The following is an 18,975-nucleotide window of genomic DNA, read 5'->3' as shown; positions in this document are numbered from 1 at the left end:
ACGCCGTGTGCCGCGCTGTTTCGCGCCGTCGTCGGGTAGGTGCGGGGTGCGGCCGGAAGGGCTGACCCTGCTCAAGCCCCTGCGACATTCTTGCCCCTTGCGCCCGCGCGACCTATCATCGATCCGCTCTTGGCACGCCGGATCTCCATGATCGTGCTACGACCAGCCGCCGCCGGCTTGCCCCGCGTGACGATATGGCTCAGGCCCAATCGCACGCTAAGCCGGCGCGGGCTGCGTCGGCTCATCATGGTTCTGGTGGCGCTGGCGCTGACGACGGCCGTCTTGGGCGCGTGGCAGGGGAATGTGTTCGCTCCGCTGTTCGCCCTGGTCGAGTCGACCGCCGTGGCTGTCGCCCTGGGCGTGGCTTGGCGGGCCGGCGACCGCAGCGAGCGCATCACCCTCGACGAAACGTCGCTGGAGGTGCATTCGCTGCCAGGCCGGCGTCGCGCGCGTTTCCAGTCCCACTGGGTGCGCGTGCGGCTGGACGAAGGGGGAAATGGATGTCGCCGCCTGCTGCTGTCTTCGCACGGGCGCGAGCTGGAAATCGGCGGGTTCCTGGCCGAACAGGAACGGGTCGAGCTGTTGCGGAAACTCAAGGTGCTGCTGGAACAGGTCAACGACCGGCGGCGCGGATAGGTTCAACAAAGGGCGCAAGCATGACATCTGGCAGCATCAGGACGAACCGGGCAGGGCCTCACGGAGATCGCATCCGCCCCGGCCACCGCAGGACGACCGGCATCAGGCGTGCGGTCGCGGCGTCGTCGGCCCTCGTGCTGGCGCTGGCCGCCGGGCTTGCGCAGGCCGCCCCCAAGCCGTGGCAGCTCAACATGGAGCGCGGCGTGACCACCTGGTCCGGCGAGCCGTACTTCCTGAACAACGTCGCGCTGGGCGTGTGCGTGGTGATCGGGTTGCTGGTGTTCGGCGCGATGTTCATCGCCATGTTCCGCTTCCGCAAGTCGCGCGGCGCGGTGGCGGAGAAGTGGGCGCACAACACCACGGTCGAGATCATCTGGACCGCGATCCCGGTGGTGATCCTGGTGGTGCTGGCGTGGATGTCCACCGGCGGCCTGGTCTCGTTCGCGAACACCACCGGCTCGCAGATGACGGTGAAGGTCACCGGCTACCAGTGGAAGTGGCGCTACGACTACGTGGACTACCAGGGCAAGGCGGTCAGCAAGGTCGGCTACATGTCCAAGCTGGACGCGCTGAGCGACAAGACCCGCCAGCTCGATTCGGGCATGGACCCGTACGCGGTGAAGACCGGCGACGAGAACACCTACCTGCTGGACGTGGACAAGCCGCTGGTGCTGCCCATCCACACCAAGATCCGTTTCGTGATCACCAGCGACGACGTGATCCACTCGTGGTGGGTGCCGGCGTTCGGCTGGAAGATGGATGCGATTCCCGGCCTCGTCAACACCGCGTGGACCAACATCAACGAGGCCGGCACCTACCGCGGCCAGTGCGCCGAGCTGTGCGGCCAGGACCACGGCTTCATGCCCATCGTGGTGAAGGCGGTCTCGCAGGAGGACTTCGCGAAGTGGCTGGCCGCGCAGGAGCAGGCGTCCGCGGCGCCGGCCGCCGCGGACGGTCCCGCGACCGCGCAGGTGGCGCCGCCCGCGCCCGGCGGCAAGGGTTGAACCGCCGCTGCGCGAATGCAGCCATGATGCGTTGCGGCCCGTGCGGCCGCTGAATTCCGGAGAGCAGCCGCCCGCGGTTGCGCCATCGACAGACTGAGGCAGAGGTGCAAGGCCATGGCCCACGAAGCCACCCACGATCTCCACGACGACCATCACGAACCGCAGGGTTTCTTCCAGCGCTGGGTGATGTCCACCAACCACAAGGACATCGGCACGCTCTACCTGATCTTCTCGCTGACGATGTTCTTCATCGGCGGCAGCTTCGCGATGGTGATACGCGCCGAGCTGTTCAAGCCGGGCCTGCAGCTGGTGCAGCCCTACTTCTTCAACGAGATGACCACCATGCATGCGCTGGTGATGATCTTCGGCGCGATCATGCCGGCCTTCGTCGGCCTCGGCAACTGGATGATCCCGCTGATGATCGGCGCGCCGGACATGGCGCTGCCGCGCATGAACAACCTCTCGTTCTGGATCCTGCCGTTCGCGTTCGCGCTGCTGCTGTCCACGCTGTTCCTGCCCGGCGGCGGGCCGGCCGGCGGCTGGACGATGTACGGCGGGTACATCGTCCAGCCGCCGGCCGGCCCGCCGCTGTCGCTGCAGACCGGCTCGCTGGCCTATGCGGTGTTCGCGATCCACCTGATGGGCATCAGCTCGATCATGGGCGCGATCAACATCATCGCCACGATCCTCAACATGCGCGCGCCCGGCATGGACCTGCTGAAGATGCCGGTGTTCGTGTGGAGCTGGCTGATCACCGCGTTCCTGCTGATCGCGGTGATGCCGGTGCTGGCCGGCGCGGTGACCATGCTGCTCACCGACAAGTACTTCGGCACCAGCTTCTTCAACCCGCACGGCGGCGGCGACCCCGTCCTGTACCAGCACGTGTTCTGGTTCTTCGGCCACCCCGAGGTGTACATCATGATCCTGCCCGCGTTCGGGATCGTCTCGGAAGTGATCCCGACGTTCGCGCGCAAGCCGATCTTCGGCTACCGCGCGATGGTGTACGCGATCGCCTGCATCGCCTTCCTGTCGTTCATCGTGTGGGCGCACCACATGTTCGCGGTGGGCCTGCCGCTGGGCGCGGACATCTTCTTCATGTACGCGACGATGCTGATCGCGGTGCCCACGGGCGTGAAGGTGTTCAACTGGGTGGCCACGATGTGGGGCGGCTCGATGACGTTCGAGACGCCGATGCTGTTCGCGATCGCGTTCGTGATCCTGTTCACCATCGGCGGCTTCTCCGGCCTGATGCTGGCGCTGGTGCCGGCCGACTTCCAGTACCACGACACCTACTTCGTGGTGGCGCACTTCCACTACGTGCTGGTGACCGGCGCGGCGTTCGCGATCATGGCGGCCACCTACTACTGGCTGCCGAAGTGGACCGGCCACATGTACAACGAGTTCTGGGGCAAGGTGCACTTCTGGTGCAGCGTGGTGTTCGTGAACGTGCTGTTCTTCCCGCAGCACTTCCTGGGCCTGGCCGGCATGCCGCGCCGCATCCCGGACTACAACGTGGCGTTCGCCGACTTCAACATGATGAGCTCGATCGGCGGCTTCCTGTTCGGCGCCTCGCAGCTGATCTTCCTGGGCGTGATCGTGCACTGCGCGTTCTTCTCGAAGAAGAAGGCCACCGACCGCGTGTGGGAAGGCGCGCGCGGGCTGGAGTGGACGCTGTCCTCGCCGCCGCCGCACCACAGCTTCACGGTGCCGCCGGTGGTGCGCGACGAGGAACTGGCGCACGGCCACGCGGACGATTGAGCGGAGCAGGAACACATGACCAGTCGCGTCGCCTGCGGGCAACAGTCGCAGCAACGCCGCACCGGGGTGCGGCGCACCGTGACGGTGCTGGCCATCGTGGTCGGCGTGTTCTACCTGCTTTCGTTCGCGCAGATCCTGTTGATGAAGTAATCGTGGCGGTTCGTCGCCATCGTCGGTGAAGTGGTCGCGGCGTTTGCCGCTCACGGGGAAACTCCACGGAGTCTCAGGCATGTCCCAGCAGCAAGACATCTACTACGTACCGAGCAAGAGCCAGTGGCCCATCGTGGCCGCCGTGGTCATGTTCCTCACCGTGTTCGGCGCGGCGCACTGGCTGAACGCCGAGCCCGGCGAGGCCGGCTTCGGCAAGACGGTGATCACGATCGGCGCGATCGGCGTCATCGGCATGTTCTTCGGCTGGTTCCACTCGGTGATCAAGGAGTCGCTGGCCGGCCACTACAACGCCCAGGTGGACACCTCGTTCCGCATGGGCATGATGTGGTTCATCTTCTCCGAGGTGATGTTCTTCGGCGCGTTCTTCGGCGCGCTGTTCTACATCCGCAACTTCTCGATTCCGTGGCTGGGCGGCGAAGGCCATGGCGTGCTCACCCACCAGTTTCTCTACGACCACTACAGCGCCGCGTGGGGCGCGGCGGGCGGCAACGGCCCGATGCGCATCGGCGGCGCCTTCAGCACGGTGGAGGCGTGGGGCCTGCCGCTGCTGAACACGCTGATCCTGCTCACTTCCAGCGTCACCGTGACGATCGCGCACCACGCGCTGCGCGCGGGCCACCGCGGCAAGATCCTGCTGTTCCTGGGCCTCACCGTGCTGCTGGGCGCCACCTTCCTGTACTTCCAGGCGCACGAGTACATGGAGGCGTACAAGGAGCTGAACCTGACCCTGCACAGCGGCGTCTACGGTTCCACCTTCTTCATGCTCACCGGTTTCCACGGCCTGCACGTGACGCTGGGCACCATCATGCTGGCGGTGATCTGGCTGCGCGTGCTGAAGGGGCATTTCAGCAAGGAGCACCACTTCGGCTTCGAGGCGGTGGCCTGGTACTGGCACTTCGTCGACGTGGTCTGGCTGGGCCTGTTCCTGTTCGTCTACATCCTGTAGTCGCGTGGTGGCACGCGGCCCGGTTCCCGGGCTGCGCCGTTCTGTCCGGTGTCGCGCCGGTTCCAGGCACGGCCGTTCATGGCGGAGGCACGATGGCACGGAATGCGTCATGGCGGATCTGGCTGGGCGCCTGCGCACTGCTTGCCTGCGCGGGCGTCGCGCGGGCCGACGGTTGCAAGCTCGCCAGGTACGGCACGCTGCCGGTGGAGATGGTCGGCGAGCGGGCCACCACCCGGATCAAGGTCAACGGCACCGACGCGCGCTTCATCCTCGACACCGGCGCCTCGTTCAACTTCATGTCGCGCGCGACCGCGCAGACGCTGGGCCTGCGGCCCTATCCCGCGCCGTTCGGCCTGCGCATGGGCGGCATCGGCGGCAGCGCCGATGTCCAGGTCGCGAAGATCCGGGACTTCGGCGTGCTCGGCACCGAGTTGCACGACGTGCTGTTCCTGGTTGGCGGATCGGACATCGGCGAGGGCCTGCTTGGCGCCAACCTGCTGGATCTCGCGGATCTGGAAGTCGACCTGGCGCAGGGCAAGGCGACGCTGTTCAGGCCGGACGGCTGCAGCAAGTCCGCGCTGGCGTACTGGGCCACCGGGCGCGACTACAACGTCGCCGACCTGCACCCCGCCGGTTCCAGCGACCGGCGCAGCTACGTCGACGTCGTCATCAACGGCAAGAAGCTGCGCGCCCTGCTGGACAGCGGCGCCACCGCCACCATGCTGGGCCGGCGCGCCGCCGAGCGCGTGGGCATCGATCTGAACGGGCCGGCGGTGAAGGAGGGCCGGCGCATCGGCGGCATCGGCAGGAAGCTCTACCAGAGCTGGATCGTGCCGATCGAATCGTTCTCGGTGGGCACCGAAACGATACAGCACAGCCAGATGCTGGTGGTGGACGACGACATCGGCGGCGGCGCCACCGACATGCTGCTGGGCGTCGATTTCATGCTGGCCCACCACATGTACATCGCGAACAGCCAGGGGAAGCTGTACTTCACCTACAACGGCGGCCGCGTGTTCGCGCTGGACACCGCGTCGATCGGCGCGAACGAGGACGCGGCGGCGGGCGCGGAGGACGGCGCCCCGAAGACCGCCGCCGATTACGCGCTGCGCGGCCAGGCGCGGCTGGCGCGCGGCGAACTGGCGAGCGCGCGTGCCGACCTGGATGCGGCGCTGCGGCTGGCGCCGGACAACCCGGGCAACCACCTGATACGCGCCCGCATCCTGGTCGCCGACCAGCACGCCGATGCGGCGCTGGCCGATCTGGACGCCGCGTTGCGGCTGGACCCGAAAAACCTGGAGGCGCTGCTGCTGCGTGCGCAGCTGCGCCACGACCGCAAGGACACCGCCGGGGTCGCGGCGGACATCGCGGCGGCGCGCCAGCTCGCGCCGCCCGGTTCGATGCAGTCGTATTCCGTCGCGTCGTTCTATATCGCTACCGACCAGCCGGCCGCGGCGCTGCCTCTGCTGAACGATTGGATCCGCGCGCATGGCGCCGATGCCGCCCTGGGCAACGCGCTGAACGAACGCTGCTGGGCGCTGGCGCTGGCGAACCAGTCGCTGGACGACGCGCTGCGCGATTGCCGCAAGGCGATCAGGCGCGACGGCGAACGGCCGCCGTATCTGGACAGTCTGGGCCTGGTCTACCTGCGCATGGGCAACGACGCCGAGGCGATCAAGGCGTACCGGCAGGCGCTGGCGCAGGCGCCCCGTGCGGTGTGGTCGCATTACGGCCTGGGCCTGGCCGAGTCGCGCAGCGGCCAGGTCGACGCCGGCAAGGCCGAGCTGGCCGCGGCGCGGGCGATCGACAAGACCATAGACGCGCGCGCCGCGAAGTTCGGCCTGGTGGCGCCCGCCGCGCCGCCGGCGCAGACGCCGGTCGCCGGCCAGCCTTCCGGCTAGCGTTCTCGTACCGGTGCAAGGGTCCTGGAAAAACGAGGGTTGCGGCGATCGTCGGTGGCGGCAGGGGCGCCGTGCGCGCACTCGTGACCATGCCCGCGCGATCCGGCCGGATCGAAGCGCGATCTGCCGCGCAGCAGCGAGCCGGTTCGCGCCGCGGCCGCTACAATCAACCGTTGCCGCCGACGTCGTGCGGTTGCAGCCAGCCCATCCAGATGCCGAACACGACCATGCCGATGAGCAGCAGCGACAGCGCGATGCGGCGGGTCAGCGCCCAGGCCATGCGCCTGTCGTCGTCCTTGTCGGTCATCATGTAGTACAGCGCCTGGCCGAGGCTGAAGATCACCACCAGCAACAGCACCACCACCGCATATTTGTAGATGGGGCCCATGTGACTGATCCGGTCGTTTTTGTTGCAGGCAGTATAGCGACCGGGGATGGCCTGCCGTGCTAGGCGGGTTCCGCCGCCCGCCGTGGTGGGCGATCCTGCTGACGGTCGCCGCAGCCCTGCTTTTCGTGCGCCTGGGCTTCTGGCAGCTGCATCGTGCCGACTACAAGGACGAACTTCTGCGACGCTATGCCACGGCGGCGGTCGCGCCCGCGCAGGACTTCGCCGAGGTGGCCCGGCGGCCGCCTTCGGACGCCTATCCGCGGGTGCGGGTGCAGGGTCGCTACCTCGCCGATCGCGTCTATCTGCTCGACAATCCGAAGCACGACGACCGCGGCGGCGTGGAGGTCTACGTGCCGCTGCGCGTGCCGGACAGCGACCGCCTGCTGCTGGCGGACCTGGGCTTCCTGCCCGGCAACGGCAGCGGCGAGACTCCGCAGCTGCCGCCGCTGCCGGAAGGCGTGCAGAGCCTGCACGGTCTGTACCTGCCGCCGCCGGGGCACGGCTTCGAGATGGGCGGCGACGCGCTGCCGCGGCAGACGCGCTGGCCCAAGACCACGATCTACTTCGACCTGGACCAGATCGCCGCCGACCTCGGCGCGAAGCTGTATCCGCGCGTGCTCGGCGTGGATGCGGACCCGGCCTCGATCTACGTGCGCGTGCACGCGCTGGACTTCGGCAACATGCCGCCGGCGCGGCATCGCGCCTACGCGTTCCAGTGGTTCTCCTTCGCCATCGCCGTGGTGGTGATCCTGTTCGTGCTGAACCGCAAACGCGGTTCGCGCCCCTCCCGACCGACGGACTCCCGATGAACGCCACCGACCCCGCCGCCATCCGCAAGGGCCGCCTGAAGCTGTTGCTGGTCGCCTCGATCTTCGCCGCGCCGCTGCTGGTGGCGTTCGCGCTCACGCTGGCCGACTGGCAGCCGGGCGCGAAGGGCAACGGCCTGCCGGTGCTGCCGCAGCGCAACTTCGCCCAGGAACAGCTGCCGGTGCGTCTGGCCGATGGCAGCGACTGGGCATGGCGCGACAGCGAGCCGCGACTGACCCTGGTGGCGCTGCCCGGGCCAGGCTGCGCCGCGCGCTGCTATGCCACGCTGACCGCGATCGCCAAGGCGCGCGTGATGCTCAGCCGCAACCAGTCGCGGCTGCGGCTGCTGTACGTGGGCACGCCGCCCGCCGACGCGCAGCACGACGGCATGGACAACTACTGGCAGATCGGCCAGGACGTGGACGGCAAGCTCGCGTCGTGGCGCCCGCAGCAGCCGGACAGCGTGGGCGCGCTGCTGGTGGAATCCAACGGCACGGCGCTGGCGAGTTATCCTGCGGGATTCGATCCCTCGGGCCTGCTCCGGGATCTGCGCAAGGTCATCAAGTAATGTCGTTCCGCGTCGTGAAAATCCTGCGCTGGCTGTCCCTGCTGGCGACCTTGTTCGCGTTCGGACTGGTGATGTTCGGCGCCTTCGTGCGCCTGTCCAACGCCGGCCTGTCCTGCCCCGACTGGCCCACCTGCTACGGCGAGGCGAGCTGGCCGCAGCACGAGCAGGCGGTGGCCAGGGCCGACGCGGCTTTTCCGGATCGCCCCTACGAGGCGCACAAGGCCTGGCGCGAGCAGGTGCACCGCATGCTGGCCGGCACGCTGGGCGTGCTGGTGCTGGCGCTGGCGTTCGCGGCGGCGTGGCGGCGGCGCGGGGTGATGCTCGCGCTGGGCGGCAGCGCCGTACTCGCCGCGCTGGGCGTGGCGATGTACATGCGCGGCGAACACCACTGGTCGTCGCTGCTGGCGGTGTGCGCGATCGCGCTGCCGCTGGCGGCCGCGCTGGCGTTGCGGCGGCCCGCGGCATGGCGGGTCTGCCTGGTCGCGCTGGGCGTGATCATCTTCCAGGCGATGCTGGGCATGTGGACGGTGACCTTGCTGCTGAAGCCCATCGTGGTGACCGGGCACCTGCTGGGCGGCATGGCGACGTTCGCGCTGCTGGGCTACGCGGCGGTGCGCTTCGCCGGCGTGGGCGCGACGGACGACGCACTGGCGGGGCTGCGCCGGCTGGTGGTGCTGGGCATCGTGCTGCTGGCCTGCCAGATCGCGCTGGGCGGCTGGACCTCGTCGAACTACGCGGCGCTGGCCTGCGGCTTCGGCGATGCGGCGTTCCCGAAGTGCCTGGGCCAGTGGTGGCCGCCGGGCGACTACCACCAGGGCTTCATCCTGTGGCGCGGCATCGGCGTGGATTTCGAGGGCGGCGTGCTCGACCAGAGCGCGCGCACCGCGATCCAGATGGCGCACCGGATCGGCGCGCTGGTGGTGTTCTGCTACCTCGGCTGGCTGTCGCACCGCCTCGCGCGGCGCGGGCTGCGCTGGTGCGGCATCGCGGTGGCTGCGGCGCTGGTCTGCCAGGTGCTGCTGGGCATCAGCAACGTGCACTTCGGCCTGCCGCTGCCGGTGGCGACCGCGCACAACGGCATGGCCGCGCTGCTGCTGTTCGCGCTGCTGGCGACGCTGGCGCGCACCCAGCGGCATGCTGCCGGCGCGATGCGCTGAAGACGGGGAGGGTGCGGATGAATCGATCTTTTCGGCAACGCGGCATGATCCACGACGGTGGCATGATGCATTCCGCTTCCAACATTCCGACATCGGGGAGCCGATCCATGACGAGCTTGGCGGGCAGGTCGCTCGGTTGCATGCTGGCGTTCGCGGCGTATCCGGCGGCAGATGCCGCGGTGGCCCAGGAGCGTCCGCAGAAAGGGGTGAGCGCCGGGGCCATCGAGCGGCAAAACCAGATGCGCAGCGGCGGCGAGGATGTCGTGTCGACGCAGGACCGGCTGAATCGTCGCGACTCCGTCCGCGCCGCGTTGTCGCCAGAACAGCTGACCCGCCTGTTCAAGGGCCTGGACCGCAACGGCGACCTGCGCCTCAGCCGCTCCGAGCTGGCCAGCCTGCCCGGGCTGCGTGCGCGTTTCGCCGAATACGACCTGGACCACGATCACCGGCTGGACTACTCGGAGTTCGGCCATTACGCCGATACCCTTCCAGACGACATCCAGCGCTACCTCGACCGCGAAGCGTCCCCGTGACCCGGGCGCTCGGTCAGTACTTCCAGCTCACCAAGCCGCGCGTGGTCGCGCTGCTGGTGTTCTGCGCGGTGATCGGCATGTTCCTCGCCGTGCCCGGCATCCCGCCGTGGCGGGCGCTGGTGTTCGGCACGCTGGGCATCTGGCTGGCCTCGGGCTCGGCGGCCGCGTTCAACCACCTGATCGACGAGCGCATCGACAAGCTGATGGTGCGCACCGCCCGCCGACCGCTGGCCACCGGAAACCTCAAGCCGCGGCAGGTGCTGGTGTTCGCGATCGTGCTGGGCATCGTCTCGATGCTGGTGCTGGCGCTGCTGGTGAACGGCCTCACCGCATGGCTCACGTTCGCGGGCCTGATCGGTTACGCGCTGGTGTACACGGCCTACCTCAAGCGGGCCACGCCGCAGAACATCGTGATCGGCGGCCTCGCCGGCGCGATCCCGCCGGTACTGGGCTGGACCGCGGTGACCGGCGCGCTGCATCCGTTCGCGCTGCAGCTGTGCCTGATCATCTTCGTGTGGACGCCGCCGCATTTCTGGGCGCTGGCGATCTTCCGCCGCGACGACTACGCGCGCGCCGGCGTGCCCATGCTGCCGGTGACCCACGGCGTGGCCTACACCCGCTGGCAGGTGCTGTTCTACACCGTGCTGCTGGTGCTGGTGACCCTGCTGCCCGCGCTGACCGGCATGAGCGGCTGGCTCTATCTCGGCGGCGCCGTGGGGCTGGGCGCGGGCTTCCTGTACTACGCGATCCGCCTGCTGAATCCGCCGGACGATTTCTTCGCGATGCGCGTGTTCAAGTACTCGGTGATCTACCTGATGGCGCTGTTCGCCTTCCTGCTGGCCGACCACTGGCTGGCCCAGCCGCTGGTCGGGCAGGGGCTGGCGTTCCAGCGGCTGGGCTAGGGAAACTTTCGACGCGGATTCATCTTCCATGCGTTGACTCGCCCGCTGCGGCGCCGCAAAATAGGCGGGTCGCGCGAGCGTGTCATCGTCGCCGGCATCCTGTCCTGACTAACCAAGGCATATGGACGTTTACCCTAGTCGCAACGTCGACATCCGCTCGCATCGGGTGCCGGCAATGCATAACAAGCTGAACGCCTGCGGCAGCCGCCAGCGGTCGGCCGGTGCTTTCCTAGACTAGGGAACGCCGGCTCATCTCCGACGGCGCCGCGCGCGCCGTAACCGAGGAGATGGGCCCATGAAGCTCCTTCGCGATTTTCTCCGCCTGCGTGCTCCCCGCCGCAGCCTGTTCGCTGTCCGCCGCGATGCGCGCCGGCAAGACTACGTCGTGACCGTGCCGGCACCGCTGGCCGCCCCGTCCGCCGAGCCGCAACGCCAGGCCGAGGCGCGCGTGGTCGTGCCGCTGTCTTCGCCCCGTCATCTGCAACTGGCTCACTGACGCGCATGCGCGTGCTCCGCAAATGCTGGCCTCCGCCAATGCGGTGGAGATATCCGCGTGCCGCGGCGGGTCCTGCCGCTGCGACACCGCCCTGTTAGCCGGCGGCGCCGATGCGCTGCCGCGGCGTGGATATTGACCAGATACGGTAGCGAACCATGAGCAACACCTCCCCCCGCTCGACCGTCAAGGCTGCGGCGCCGGCTCCCGCGCAGGTGCTCGCGGCGCAGGAAGCGTTCCGCGACAACGATGCGCTGCTGGCCGCGCTCGGGACCTCCGTCAAGGGTCTCGACGAGGAGCGCATCACCGAGCGGCTGCATCGCGACGGCGCCAACGAGGTCTCGCACGAGAAGCCGCCGCACTGGTCGGTGCAGCTGCTGCGCGCATTCAAGAACCCGTTCATCATCGTGCTGCTGGTGCTGGCCGGCGTGCAGTTGTTCACCGACGGCAGCGACCTCACCGGGCCGATCATCATCGCGGTGATGGTGGGCATCAGCGTGCTGCTGAGCTTCACCCAGGAATACCGTTCCTCGCGCGCGGCCGAGAAGCTGAAGGCGATGGTGCGCAACACCACGGCGGTGACCCGGCAGGCGTCCGACGGCCACAGCGAGCAGATCGAGGTGCCGGTGGGCGAGCTGGTGGTGGGCGACATCGTGCACCTGGCCGCGGGCGACATGGTGCCCGCCGACCTGCGCCTGCTCACCGCGAAGGACCTGTTCATCAGCCAGGCCATCCTCACCGGCGAATCGCTGCCGGTGGAGAAGGTGGCGCCCGCGCAGGCCCACGGCGAGGCGACGACGAACCCGCTGGACCTGCCCACGATCTGCTACATGGGCACCAACGTGATTTCCGGCACCGCCAGCGCGGTGGTGGTGGCCACCGGCCCGCGCAGCTACCTGGGCTCGCTGGCGCACAGCATGACCGGCCAGCGCGTGCAGACCAGCTTCGACCGCGGCGTGAACTCGGTGAGCTGGCTGCTGATCCGCTTCATGGCGGTGATGGTGCCGATCGTCTTCCTGATCAACGGGCTGGACAAGCACAACTGGACCGAGGCGTTCCTGTTCGCGCTGTCGGTGGCGGTGGGCCTCACCCCGGAGATGCTGCCGCTGATCGTCACCGCGAACCTCGCCAAGGGCGCGCTGGCGATGTCCAAGCGCAAGGTGGTGGTGAAGCAGCTCAACGCGATCCAGAACTTCGGCGCGATGGACGTGCTGTGCACCGACAAGACCGGCACGCTGACGCTGGACAAGATCGTGCTGGAGCGCCACCTCGACCTCGACGGCGAGGAGTCCGACGAGGCGCTGGAATACGGCTACCTCAACAGCCGCTTCCAGACCGGCCTGAAGAACCTGATGGACAAGGCGGTGCTGGAGCACCGCGACCTGGAGCCGACCGCGGCGCGCTACCGCGTGGTGGACGAGATCCCGTTCGACTTCCAGCGCCGGCGCATGTCGGTGGTGGTGGCGAACGGCGCCAACGAGCACCTGCTGATCTGCAAGGGCGCGGTGGAGGAGATGCTGTCGATCTGCGCCTACGCCCAGGTCGGCGGCGAGGTCGAGCCGATGACCGACGAGCGCCGCCGCGAGATCAAGGCGATGACGCGCCGGCTCAACGAGGACGGCCTGCGCGTGCTGGTGGTGGCCGTGCGCCGCGAGCCGGCCGCCGAGCGCGCCTGGAGCGTGGCCGACGAGAACGAGCTCACCGCGGTGGGCTGCCTCGCCTTCCTCGATCCGCCGAAGGACTCGGCCGCCACCGCCATCGCCGCCCTGCACCAGCACGGCGTCGAGGTGAAGGTGATCACCGGCGACAACGAGGCGGTGACGCGCAAGATCTGCCGCGAGGTGGGGCTGGACGTGACCCACTCGGTGCAGGGCCGCGACATCGAGCCGCTGGACGAGGACGCGCTGGACGCGCTGGTGAAGCGCACCACGGTGTTCGCCAAGATGTCGCCGCTGCAGAAGGCGCGCGTGGTGAAGTCGCTGCAGCGCCAGGGCCACACCGTGGGCTTCCTCGGCGACGGCATCAACGACGCGCCGGCGCTGCACGACGCCGACGTGGGCATCTCGGTGGACACCGCCACCGACATCGCCAAGGAGTCGGCCGACATCATCCTGCTGGAGAAGAACCTGATGGTGCTGGAGGAGGGCGTGCTGGAAGGCCGCGTCACCTTCGGCAACATCATCAAGTACATCAAGATGACCGCCAGCTCGAACTTCGGCAACATGTTCAGCGTGCTGGTGGCGAGCGCGTTCCTGCCGTTCCTGCCGATGCTGCCGCTGCAGATCCTGGTGCTGAACCTGCTGTACGACATCTCGCAGCTGTCAATCCCGTTCGACCGCATGGACGACGAATACCTGCGCAAGCCGCGCAAGTGGGACGCCAGCGACATCGGCCGCTTCATGGTGTGGATCGGCCCGGTCAGCTCGATCTTCGACATGACCACGTTCTGGCTGATGTGGCACGTGTTCGGCGCGAACTCGCCGGCGCACCAGGCGCTGTTCCAGTCCGGCTGGTTCATCGAGAGCCTGCTCACGCAGACCCTGATCGTGCACATGATCCGCACGCGGCGCATCCCGTTCCTGCAGAGCGCGGCGGCCGCGCCGGTGCTGGGGCTCACCACGGCGATCATCATCATCGGCATGGCAATCCCGTACACCGGCCTGGGCGCGAAGATCGGCATGCTGCCCTTGCCGCCGGCGTACTTCGGCTGGGTGGCGGCCACCGTGCTGACCTACTGCGCGCTGACCCAGCTGGTGAAGCTGATCTACATCCGCCGCTACGGGCGCTGGCTGTAGGCCCTGCCCGCAAACCTGCTGCGCTCGGAATCCTGCGCGCGGTCGGTGCCCGGAATCCTCATGTACCGCTCGTACACTCCGGTTCCTGCGCGCCGCCCGCACGCAAGCTTCCTTCGCTCGCTACGGTTTTCGGGCAGGCCCTGAACTCCGAGCAGATAAAGCCAGAGGAGAAGCATCATGAAAGGAACCCTGGTCCTGCTCGACATCGCAGGCTACGTGGCCCTGCTGCTGTGGGGCACGCACATGGTCACCAGCGGCGTGCTGCGCGGCTACGGCAGCGCGCTGCGCCGCTGGCTGGGCCGTTACCTCAGCCATCGCGTCGCCGCGTTCTGCTTCGGCCTGGGCATGACCGCCCTGCTGCAGAGCAGTACCGCCACCGGCATGATGGCGACCTCGTTCGCGGCGAACGGCTTCCTCGGCCTGGCGCCCGGGCTGGTGGTGATGCTGGGCGCGAACGTGGGCACCACCCTGGTGGTGCAGCTGCTGTCGTTCGACATCGCGCTGGTGGCGCCGGTGCTGGTGCTGGTCGGCTTCGTGGTCTATCGGCGCAGCGACGACGCGCGCTACGAGAACCTGGGCCGCTGCGCGATCGGCCTGGGCCTGATGCTGCTGGCGCTGCACATGCTGGTGCTGTCGATGGCGCCGGTGGAGGACACCGTGCTGCTGCGCACCGCGCTGCACAGCCTCGCCAGCGAGCCGGTGCTGGCGCTGCTGGTGGCGGCCCTGCTCACCTGGGCCTGCCATTCCAGCGTGGCGGTGGTGCTGCTGATCGCCTCGCTGGCCACCGCGCACGTGATCGACGCGGAAGGCGCGCTGGCGCTGGTGCTGGGCGCGAACCTGGGCGGCACCTTGCCGGCGCTGTTCGACGCCAGCACGCCGGTGGCGCGCCGCCTGCCGCTGGGCAACCTGCTGGTGCGCGTGTTCGGCTGCGTGGTCTGCCTGCCGCTGCTGCATCCGCTGGCCGGCTGGTTGGCGCATCTCGGCGATTCGCCGGCGCGCATGGCGGTGAACTTCCACACCGCGTTCAACCTCGGGCTGGCGCTGCTGTTCATCCTGCCGGTGCAGCGGCTGGCGCAGCTGCTGGTGCGCCTGCTGCCCGACCCGCCGAAACCGGCCGACGCGGGCCTGCCGCAATACCTGGACGAGGATGCGCTGGACGCCGCGAACGTGGCGCTGGCGAATGCCGCGCGCGAATCCATGCGCATGGGCGACATGGTGGAGAACATGCTCAAGGGCCTGGTCGAGGTGTTCGGCAAGGACGACCGCGTGCGCGCCACCGCGATCGGCCGGATGGACTCGGTGCTGGACCGCCTCGGCGGGGCGATCCGCGAATACCTCGCCGAGCTGGGCAACGAGTCGCTGAATGACGAGGACGGCGAGCGCAGCCAGGAGATCCTCGGCTTCGTGATCAACATCGAGCACGTCGGCGACATCACCGCGAACAACCTGATGGAGTTCGCCGCGAAGAAGGCCGCGCGCGGCCAGGACTTCAGCGCCGACGACATCCAGGACCTGGCGCGCATGCACGCGCAGGTGATGGAGAGCCTGCAGCTGGCCTGGGCGGTGTTCCTGCGCAGCGACGTGCGCGCGGCGCAGCAGCTGGTGGGGCGCAAGGAGGTGTTGTGGCGGCTGGAGAACGAGATTTCCGAGCGGCACATCCGCGCGCTGCGCGAGCGCAGCGACGACGGCGGCGCGGGCGACGTCTACCTGCGCATCCTGCGCGACCTCAAGCGCATCCACTCGCACCTGGCGGCGCTGGCCTATCCGGTGCTGGAGCGCGCCGGCTTGCTGCAGGACCGCCTGCGCGCGCCCGTCGCGGCGCACTGATCCCCGCGCAGGTCGCGCTTCCGGGGTTCAGTCGTCGCAGCTGATGCGCCGGCGCCGGTAGCGCCACCACAGCCACACGCCGCACAGCAGCAACAGGCCGACCAGCATCCACAGGCTGTTCTGGCCGCGGCGCATCCAGGTCATCAGCCACACGTGGTTGTTGGCGCCGAAGTAGCCCAGGTACACCCATACCGGCACGCTGATCAGCGCGGCGGCGGTATCGATCATCAGGAAGCGCAGCAGCGAGACCTGGCGCGTGGTGCCGGCGGTGAGGTAGACGGTGGTGCGCATGCCGGGCAGGAAGCGCGCCGCGAACAGCACGCGGTTGCCGTAGCGCGCGAACTTGTGCCGCACCACCTCGTAGCGCTCCGGCGTGAGCACGCGGGCGATCCAGCGCCATTTCAGCATGGTCGCGCCGTAGCGGCGGCCGAGCAGGAAGATTGCCGTGTCGCCCATCAGCACGCCGACCATGCACAGCGCGAACATCGCGTGCACGTTCGCGTAGCCCAGCCCGGCGATCACGCCGCCGGCGACCAGGGTGACGTCCTCCGGCAGCGGCAGGCCGGCGCCGCAGATCATCAGCGCGATCCACACCGCGACATAGCCGTTCTCGGCGAAGATCGTGATCAGACGTTCAAGCAGATCCATCGACATCCCAGCGGTGCACGTCCCTGCATGATCCCATATCGGGCCCTCGCGCCGCCGCCGTCGCAACGGGCCGGCGCGGGCCCGGTTGTCGTGCGCATGTCACAAACCCTTGTGCCGCGTACATGTTGCGGTGTCTTGATGGATGCGTGTCCGTCCGGAGAAGCATGCGGCGTCAGTCGGCTGCGACGCCGGGCCGCACGCGGGCGGCCAGCAGCTCGCGCAGTTCGGCCTTCTCGCCGTCGTCCAGCGGGCCGCCGCGCATCTTCGCCAGCAAGGTCTCGCGGCGCAGCGCCACGGCCTGCTCGTCCATGCGCGCCAGCGCATCCATGAACTCGATGCGCTGCGCCTCCGGTTCGCCCACCACGGCGGCGGCCATCAGCTTCTGCAGCGCGGCGTATTCCGGGCGCTCGGCGAAATGCTCCACCAGCATCGCCGGGTTGATGCCGGGGCGGCTGCGCGCCAGGTCCAGCAACTCGGCCAGCAGCTCCACGCCGGGGCGGTCCAGGCGCAGGAAGCGGTAGGGCTTCTCCACCCGATCGGCGATGCCCGGCTGGGTCAGCAGCAGCGCGATCGCGCTGCGCACCAGCGAGCGCTGCGCTGTCGGCGGCCGTTCCACGGCACGCTGCGTGGCGGGGTTGCCCTGCAGCCGTGCGCTGGCGCCGGTGCGCCGCTCCAGTTCCTGCGCCATCAGGTCGCGGAACGCGCCGTCGGGAAGCCGGGCGATCAGCGGGCGCGCGCGTTCGGCGAGGCGCGCACGGCCGTCGAGGCTGGCGACGTCCACGTCGCGCGCCAGCTCGTCGAAGAAGTAGTCGGACAGCGGCGTGGCGTTTTTCAGCCGCTGCTCGAAGCCATCCCGGCCCTCCTTGCGCACCAGGGTGTCCGGGTCTTCGCCTTCGGGCAGGAACAGGAAGTACGCCTGCCGCCCGTCGCGCAGGCGCGGCAGCGCGGCATCCAGCGCCTTCCACGCGGCGGCGCGGCCGGCGCGGTCGCCGTCGAAGCAGAACACCACGTCGGGCGCGGCGCGGAACAGCAACTCGGTGTGCTCGGGCGTGGTGGCGGTGCCCAGCGTGGCCACCGCGATCGGCAGGCCGGCCTGGTGCAGCGCGATCACGTCCATGTAGCCCTCCACCACCACGATGCGCTGCAGGTTCGCGTTGGCCTGCTTCACCTGCCACAGCGCGAACAGTTCGCGGCCCTTGTGGAACAGGGGGGTTTCGGGGGAGTTGAGGTACTTCGGAGATTGCTCCGAACTCAATACGCGGCCGCCGAAGGCGATCACGCGGCCGCGGCGGTCGAGGATGGGGAACATCAGCCGCTCGCGGAAGCGGTCGTACTTGCCGCCGCGTTCGCCGCTGGACACCATGCCGGCCTCGGCCAGCAGCTCCATCCGCCGCGGGCTGTTGCCCAGCGCCTTGATCACGCCGTCGTAGCCGGCCGGGGCCCAGCCGAGGCGGAAGCGCGCGATGGTGTCGGCGTCCAGTCCGCGCTTCCTGCAGTACGCCTGCGCCTCGGGGCTCTTCGGCAACTGGGCCTGGTACCAGCCCGCGCTGGCGTCGAGCAGGGCGTAGAGGTCGGTCTTGTCCTCGCGCGGGCGCTCGTCGCGGCCGCCTTCGCGCGGCACGGTGAGGCCGACCGACTGCGCCAGTTCCTCCACCGCATCGGGGAACTCCAGCCGCTCGTAGTCCATCAGGAACTTGATCGCGCTGCCGTGCGCGCCGCAGCCGAAGCAGTGGAAGAACTGCTTGGCGGGGCTGACGTAGAACGAGGGCGTGCGCTCGTCGTGGAACGGGCAGCAGGCGGTCCACTCGCGCCCGGCCTTCTTCAGCGGCACGCGCCGCTCGATCACGTCGACGATGTCGACGCGGGCGAGCAGTTCGTCGATGAAGCTGTCGGGGATCAGGCCGCGCATAAGCCCCGTAGTTTAGAGGCTAGGTCCCCGGTGGGGGGGGGGCGGCCTGCCGGGGCGGCAAGGCGGCCCGGCGTCCGGCTGGGGATGAAGCCGCCGTCGCCGCTGGGTGGCCTGCACGGGGTTTTCAGGGGGCACGGGGGGTACGGTTCGGCCGCGAGCTTTCGTGACGCCATCGCGGGCGATACCGCGGCGAGCGCCGCTGCGCGCTGGCGAACGCGCGGGGCGCGGGGCCGGATCGCCGGCGGATGGAGTACGTGCCCGGCCGGTCCGCCCTGTTTCGCCGTGGTCCCTCCCGTGTCGCCGGGAAGGACCACGGTGAGCTCAGACGATGTGGAATATCCCGAAGACGGCCAGCAGCGCGAGCAGGAACAGGATCAGGAAGACCGCGAACAGGAATTTCGCGATGGTGCCGGCCACGCCGGAAATGCCCCGGAAACCGAGCAAGCCGGTGATCAGCGAGATGATGGCGAAGATGATGGCCCACTTGAGCATCTTTATCTCCTGCGGCCGGCGCCGCGCCGCGTGCAAAGAG

General features: G+C 69.0%; 18 protein-coding genes and 1 other RNA gene. 15 read left to right on the top strand and 4 right to left on the bottom strand.

The genetic code is table 11. The annotated features are described in order from the left end of the window. Positions 1-147: 147 nt before the first annotated feature. From PCA_RS14585 to PCA_RS14565, 6 genes are all read left to right on the top strand, one after another. Positions 148-636 carry a DUF2244 domain-containing protein gene (locus tag PCA_RS14585; RefSeq protein ID WP_219918846.1) on the top strand — a complete coding sequence of 163 codons (489 nt, stop codon included), beginning with the start codon at positions 148-150 and terminating at the stop codon, positions 634-636. Between the two features lie 143 nt (positions 637-779). Beyond that, positions 780-1,640, top strand: coding sequence for a cytochrome c oxidase subunit II (coxB, locus tag PCA_RS14580; RefSeq protein WP_255436896.1), 861 nt, complete (start codon positions 780-782; stop codon positions 1,638-1,640). Positions 1,641-1,754: 114 nt separating this feature from the next. Next, positions 1,755-3,398, top strand: a complete 1,644-nt coding sequence (ctaD, locus tag PCA_RS14575; RefSeq protein ID WP_181303345.1) for a cytochrome c oxidase subunit I — start codon at positions 1,755-1,757, stop codon at positions 3,396-3,398. A 15-nt stretch (positions 3,399-3,413) separates the two neighbouring features. Continuing rightward, a complete protein-coding gene (locus PCA_RS17685) occupies positions 3,414-3,548 on the top strand; it encodes a hypothetical protein (RefSeq protein ID WP_255436889.1) in 135 nt (44 codons plus the stop codon). Between the two features lie 79 nt (positions 3,549-3,627). Beyond that, a complete protein-coding gene (locus PCA_RS14570; RefSeq protein ID WP_181303344.1) occupies positions 3,628-4,515 on the top strand; it encodes a cytochrome c oxidase subunit 3 in 888 nt (295 codons plus the stop codon). Between the two features lie 92 nt (positions 4,516-4,607). Beyond that, a complete protein-coding gene (locus PCA_RS14565) occupies positions 4,608-6,416 on the top strand; it encodes an aspartyl protease family protein (RefSeq protein ID WP_181303343.1) in 1,809 nt (602 codons plus the stop codon). Between the two features lie 166 nt (positions 6,417-6,582). On the opposite strand, the gene PCA_RS14560 is transcribed toward PCA_RS14565, so the two are convergent. Continuing rightward, a complete protein-coding gene (locus tag PCA_RS14560; protein ID WP_181303342.1) occupies positions 6,583-6,804 on the bottom strand; it encodes a twin transmembrane helix small protein in 222 nt (73 codons plus the stop codon). A 56-nt stretch (positions 6,805-6,860) separates the two neighbouring features. Here PCA_RS14560 and PCA_RS14555 point away from each other — a divergent pair, with 56 nt between their 5' ends. The 9 genes from PCA_RS14555 to PCA_RS14515 all read left to right on the top strand — a co-directional run bounded on the left by PCA_RS14555 (position 6,861) and on the right by PCA_RS14515 (position 15,886). Then, positions 6,861-7,613, top strand: coding sequence for an SURF1 family protein (locus tag PCA_RS14555; protein ID WP_343204468.1), 753 nt, complete (start codon positions 6,861-6,863; stop codon positions 7,611-7,613). Next, on the top strand, positions 7,610-8,179 hold the full coding sequence (locus PCA_RS14550; protein ID WP_181303341.1) for a hypothetical protein: 570 nt from the start codon (positions 7,610-7,612) through the stop codon (positions 8,177-8,179). Before PCA_RS14555 ends, PCA_RS14550 begins: the two co-directional genes overlap by 4 nt. Further along, positions 8,179-9,336 (top strand): COX15/CtaA family protein, encoded by a 1,158-nt coding sequence (locus tag PCA_RS14545; protein WP_181303340.1) that lies wholly within the window; start codon positions 8,179-8,181, stop codon positions 9,334-9,336. Before PCA_RS14550 ends, PCA_RS14545 begins: the two co-directional genes overlap by 1 nt. 44 nt (positions 9,337-9,380) lie before the next feature. Further along, positions 9,381-9,869 carry an EF-hand domain-containing protein gene (locus PCA_RS14540; RefSeq protein WP_181303339.1) on the top strand — a complete coding sequence of 163 codons (489 nt, stop codon included), beginning with the start codon at positions 9,381-9,383 and terminating at the stop codon, positions 9,867-9,869. Then, complete coding sequence (gene cyoE / locus PCA_RS14535) at positions 9,866-10,771, top strand: heme o synthase (protein ID WP_181303338.1); 906 nt, start codon at positions 9,866-9,868, stop codon at positions 10,769-10,771. Before PCA_RS14540 ends, cyoE begins: the two co-directional genes overlap by 4 nt. A gap of 295 nt (positions 10,772-11,066) precedes the next feature. Further along, the gene (locus PCA_RS14530) at positions 11,067-11,267 is read left to right on the top strand and encodes a hypothetical protein (protein ID WP_181303337.1); all 201 of its coding nucleotides are present in this window, start codon (positions 11,067-11,069) and stop codon (positions 11,265-11,267) included. A gap of 155 nt (positions 11,268-11,422) precedes the next feature. After that, positions 11,423-14,059 (top strand): magnesium-translocating P-type ATPase, encoded by a 2,637-nt coding sequence (gene mgtA, locus PCA_RS14525; protein WP_181303336.1) that lies wholly within the window; start codon positions 11,423-11,425, stop codon positions 14,057-14,059. A gap of 60 nt (positions 14,060-14,119) precedes the next feature. After that, a non-coding RNA gene (locus PCA_RS14520) (sX9 sRNA) lies at positions 14,120-14,199 on the top strand. 37 nt (positions 14,200-14,236) lie between these two features. After that, positions 14,237-15,886: a Na/Pi cotransporter family protein gene (locus tag PCA_RS14515; RefSeq protein ID WP_181303335.1), complete on the top strand. Its 1,650-nt coding sequence runs from the start codon at positions 14,237-14,239 to the stop codon at positions 15,884-15,886. Positions 15,887-15,913: 27 nt separating this feature from the next. On the opposite strand, the gene PCA_RS14510 is transcribed toward PCA_RS14515, so the two are convergent. From PCA_RS14510 to PCA_RS14500, 3 genes are all read right to left on the bottom strand, one after another. Further along, positions 15,914-16,534, bottom strand: coding sequence for a DedA family protein (locus PCA_RS14510; protein ID WP_181303334.1), 621 nt, complete (start codon positions 16,532-16,534; stop codon positions 15,914-15,916). 172 nt (positions 16,535-16,706) lie between these two features. Continuing rightward, a complete protein-coding gene (gene dnaG / locus PCA_RS14505) occupies positions 16,707-18,443 on the bottom strand; it encodes a DNA primase (protein WP_181303333.1) in 1,737 nt (578 codons plus the stop codon). Between the two features lie 321 nt (positions 18,444-18,764). Then, entirely contained in the window at positions 18,765-18,935 is a 171-nt protein-coding gene (locus PCA_RS14500) for a DUF1328 domain-containing protein (RefSeq protein WP_181303332.1), read from the bottom strand. Positions 18,936-18,975 lie beyond the last annotated feature (40 nt).

Source organism: Rhodanobacter sp. PCA2 (assembly GCF_013620825.1).
Classification (GTDB): domain Bacteria; phylum Pseudomonadota; class Gammaproteobacteria; order Xanthomonadales; family Rhodanobacteraceae; genus Rhodanobacter_A.
The sequence above is the reverse complement of the archived record's forward strand: the minus strand, read 5'-3'. Positions and strand labels throughout refer to the sequence as shown.